Raw genomic sequence first — 3184 nt, 5'->3', positions numbered from 1 at the left:
GCAAAAGTCCAGCACTCAACGAGGTGTCAGGGGTTGTTCTGGACGGTGGCGATCGCGATGGCTTGAAGATCGGGCCGAACGTCACCACCACGATCGCGGCCCAGATCGCGTAGACCGGCAGGTACTGGGTCTGCCAGCGCTCGATCGCGCCGAACGTGCGCTGCCCCCGGACGAAGCCGGTCGCCAGCCATGCCGCCCACGCGAGGTGCACCAGCAGCACGAGGTTGAGCCCGAGGGCCGCGACCTTGTTGGCGGTGAAGCCGAACTCGGCGATCCGGGTGAGCATCGCGGTCAGCGCCACCGCGTCCACTGCGAGCGCCGCGCCGACCAGGACGAGCTGCAGCCAGTCGAAGATCCCGGGCGGCGCGAGCGGGTCGCGGGCCGAGATCGAGTACAGCAGCAGGAACAGGACCAGCACGAGGATCGCGTCCATGAGGATGAGCAGGTCCCGGTCCACCGCGGTGAGCGGCCCGTTGACGAGCAGCACCACGAAGATCGCGACCAGCATGACGATCGTCAGGGGCGTGAACACCCGCGTGAGAACGGGGGCGATGTTCTCGACGACGTTCTTCTTGGCCTCCACGAGCCACGCGCCGACCAGGAGTGCGCCCGGGATCGCGAACGGCAGGAGCCAGTCGCCGAGGAACGGCTCGAAGTCGACCCCGACCAGGCTGAGCGAGCCGAAGGTGAGCCCGATCAGCAGCCCGCCGCCGAGCTGGATCAGCGCGAGGTAGATGATGAGCTCGCCGGTGAACCGGACGAAGTCCATCCGGCGCGCGCCGGACCGCCACGCCCCGCCCGCGTACACGACACCCAGCAGCAGCCAGAGCACCACGGGCGTGTGGGTGATCGCGAGGAACTCGGTCATGCCCGGTCCGTCGAACTCCCCCGGCTGGAACGGGTAGAGGTTGACCACGAGCGCGAACGCGGTCGTGATCGCGACCAGCAGGGCGCTCACCCGCCACGGGACGTGCCGCTTCCACACGAAGTACCCGGCCAGGAACGGCAGGACGGCGAAGACGGCATTGCGCACGAGCACCAGCTCGTTGCCGGTCGTGGCGGCGAGCAGCACCTTGAGCACGATCCCCGCGCCGACCGCGAGGGCGAGGACGACGGCCAGCTCGCGCCAGCGCCCGCCGTCGCTCGGCTCCTCGGGGACCAGCACGAGTTGCTTCCAGAGCCGCTCGGAGTGCTCACGCGCGAACTCGCGGGACACCTCGTCGAGGTTGCCCATGCGCTTGACCGCGACGAGGAAGGCCTCCTCGTCCTCCAGCCCGCTTGCCGTCAGGTCGCTGACCTGGCCGCGCAGGTGGTCCTCCATCTCGTCGACGTCGGCCGCGGAGATCGCCCGACGGCGCTGGACGTAGCCGCGCCACAGGTCGATCTGTTCTTCCAGCACGACATGCTCGGCCGGCCCGGTCTGCTGGGCCGGGCCGACGCCGTTCGCGTTCTGGTCGCTCATCAGGCCCACCCCTCCGCGACGGCGGGGCCGGGCTGGACGTCCTGCCAGACCTGCTTGAGCGCGTCGGAGACGACCGCCCACTGCTGACGGCGCTCCGCGAGCGCCTCCTTGCCCGACGCGGTGATCGCGTAGTGCTTGCGCCGCCGCCCGACGTCGGAGGTGCCCCACGTCGCCTTGACGTACTCCAGGCGCTCCAGCCGGTGGAGCAGGGGGTAGAGCATGCCGTCGGTCCACTCCATGCGGCCGCCGGAGAGCTCGTTGACGCGCTTGAGGATCGCGTAGCCGTACGACTCGCCGTCGGACAGGATGCCGAGGACGAGCGGCGTCGCGGACGCCGCGACCAGATCCTTGTCGATGTGCACCTGCACTCCTATGCCTAGTGCTGCTAGGGATACCTACCCTAGCAGCACTAGGCATAGGAGAACTAGGTTCGTGTCGGACGTCGCGTCGGGGGCCGCTTCGTCGCCGCCCGGTAGACCGACACCGTCGGTTCGCCGTCGAGCCAGAACCGCCAGGGATACAGATCGGCGCGGCCGCCGTCGCCGCTCACGCCCACGCGCGGCCCGGACAGCACGGTGCCCGACGGCGTCTCGGGGACCTCCAGCACCACCGCGCCCTCCGGGTCGGTGACGTCGGCGCCGTCGTCGGACAGGTCGAGGCCGAGCGCCACGGCGAGCCGCGCGGGACCGCGCGCCAGGTCGCGTTCGGCGCGCACGACGCCGGAGGCGAGGCGGCGGGTCGTGGCCAGCGCGACGCCGTCAGGGCCGGGCCCCGTCACCTCACCGGCGCGCAGCAGCACCGCCGACGCCGTCCCGTCCGGGCCGCAGACCACGTTGGCGCAGTAGTGCAGGCCCAGGTGCCGGTACACGTAGAGCCGCCCGGGCTCGCCGAACATCGTCTCGTTGCGCCGGCTCGGGCCGCGGAAGGCGTGGGAGCCGGGGTCGTTCGTCCCGTCGTAGGCCTCGACCTCGGTGATCCGCAGCGTGACGGCGCCCTGGGGCGTGCGGCGGGTCAGTGTCGCGCCGAGCAGGTCGCGCGCGACGTCGACCACGGGCCGGTCGAAGAACTGGCGGGCCGGCACGGTCATGGGTGCGTCACTCAGGTTGGCTCCTCGGTCGTCCGCTCCATCAGATCAGCGCGCCGACCCCGTCCAGGTGCAGGTCGGCCCGTTCGCGGGTGCGCTCCCGCGCGTAGTGCTCCGCCTCGTCCGCCATCCAGCGCAGCCAGTGCTCGCGGGCGTCCTCGCCGTCGCGCACCAGTCCGCGGCGCAGCCGCTCCGTCTCGTCCGCCTGGACCCAGATGCGGAACGCGCCCAGGGCGTCCACCTGGCGCGCGCCCGCGCCGCAGCCCTCCACCACCAGGTGGGCCGACGGCGGGACGTCGTGCCACTCGGCCCATTCGCCCTCGACCCAGTCGTAGCGCCGGTAGCGCACCTGCTCCCCCGCGACCAGCGGGTCCAGGACCCAGCGGCGCAGGTTCTCGGCGCCGCCGTCGGGGCCGGCCGCCCAGCCCTCGTAGAGGTCGTCCATGTGGATCACCGGGGCCTCCAGCGCGTCCGCGAGCTGCGCGGCCAGCGTCGTCTTGCCCGACCCGGCGGGCCCGTCGACGCAGATCAGACGCGCGTCGACCACCCGGATCCGTCCCAGCACCTCACCCAGCACCCCTGGCGTGACGGTCATCCTGCTCCTCTCATAGGTCTACCCAGCGATTGTGCCCGGAATC

The 3184-nt window shown here is 71.6% G+C and carries 4 protein-coding genes; all 4 read right to left on the bottom strand.

Annotation, left to right across the window (positions count from 1 at the left end; translation table 11 throughout):
- Window positions 1–1462, bottom strand: a 1462-nt coding sequence (locus ACFWEJ_RS28125; RefSeq protein ID WP_377232461.1) for a permease prefix domain 1-containing protein, incomplete at its 3' end; no start/stop codon positions are given.
- Entirely contained in the window at window positions 1462–1824 is a 363-nt protein-coding gene (locus tag ACFWEJ_RS28120; RefSeq protein ID WP_377232460.1) for a PadR family transcriptional regulator, read from the bottom strand. The genes ACFWEJ_RS28120 and ACFWEJ_RS28125, both read right to left, overlap by 1 nt.
- A 62-nt stretch (window positions 1825–1886) precedes the next feature.
- Window positions 1887–2549 (bottom strand): DNA-3-methyladenine glycosylase, encoded by a 663-nt coding sequence (locus ACFWEJ_RS28115; RefSeq protein ID WP_377232459.1) that lies wholly within the window; start codon window positions 2547–2549, stop codon window positions 1887–1889.
- A gap of 40 nt (window positions 2550–2589) precedes the next feature.
- On the bottom strand, window positions 2590–3141 hold the full coding sequence (locus ACFWEJ_RS28110) for a uridine kinase (protein ID WP_377232458.1): 552 nt from the start codon (window positions 3139–3141) through the stop codon (window positions 2590–2592).
- Between the last annotated feature and the right edge of the window lie 43 nt (window positions 3142–3184).

Source organism: Promicromonospora sp. NPDC060204, from assembly GCF_042728455.1.
Lineage (GTDB): Bacteria > Actinomycetota > Actinomycetes > Actinomycetales > Cellulomonadaceae > Promicromonospora.
Note: the sequence above shows the minus strand (reverse complement) of the source record. Positions and strands in the feature narration are given on the sequence as shown.